Annotated in this window: 1 protein-coding gene; it reads right to left on the reverse strand. The window is 30.7% G+C overall.

All coding sequences use genetic code 11. From position 1 onward, the window contains the following. Window positions 1-129 precede the first annotated feature (129 nt). On the reverse strand, window positions 130-513 hold the full coding sequence (locus D3P13_RS21790) for a helix-turn-helix domain-containing protein (RefSeq protein WP_117885822.1): 384 nt from the start codon (window positions 511-513) through the stop codon (window positions 130-132). Window positions 514-789 lie beyond the last annotated feature (276 nt).

Here is a 789-nt window from a genome sequence, read left to right on the forward strand (position 1 = left end):
AGATTCCCTTTCAATGTGCTTCTCACCAAATAACGGAAGTACATTGAAAGGGAGTTTTTAACGGTTAGATTATAATATAAAGTAGTATTTACTGCTTTAACCTTTTAAATTTTAAGATGAAAGCTAAAGCTATTTATTCAGTAGCTTTTCTAAATACTCAATTTTATCTTTTTCAGCTTGAACAAGACGTTCATATAATTCCACGATTTTTTCAATCGGGTTTATTGTGCATAAATAGTTGTTATTATTTGAACTGTTATCTTGGAAAGTATTATTTATGATATTGAAAACATTTTCCTCAGAAAAATTCTCAATACTCTCTTTAGTTACCCCAAGAACTTTGGCTATCTCTTCCAATTTATCCTCTTCTATTTCTGGAGATTGCTCAATCTTAGAAACCGCCTGTTGACTAATTTTAAGAGATTCCGCAAGTGTTTCCTGCTTCATTCCTCGAAGTTCACGAATGCGACCTATTTTACGACCTATATGATTTGGTTTTGTAGCTGTTGTCATATATCAAAGATACTAATTAATCCAATTAAGATGCAAGTAAAAAACAAATAAAGAGTTGTTAAAAACAACTTGCTGTGGTTGGGTACACGACTTTATTGTACTTAGTTTATACAAAACTATGATAATTATGGAAACAAAAATCAAAAATTTAAACAGGGTTGAAAACCCAGAAACAGTCAAAGAGATTGTTTCAGAAATAGTAAAGGGTGTCAATGTAAATCAAATTTATTTGACCTTAGGAGAGAAAAACACTCCTTTCAAATATCGGTTTACTGT

Source organism: Aureibaculum luteum (genome assembly GCF_003449015.1).
In the GTDB taxonomy this organism is placed as follows: Bacteria; Bacteroidota; Bacteroidia; order Flavobacteriales; family Flavobacteriaceae; genus Aureibaculum; species Aureibaculum luteum.

What these genes read in the sequence shown, in the direction of transcription:
- D3P13_RS21790 (WP_117885822.1), bottom strand. Translation starts at nt 513, where the DNA reads ATGACAACAGCTACAAAACCAAATCATATAGGTCGTAAAATAGGTCGC.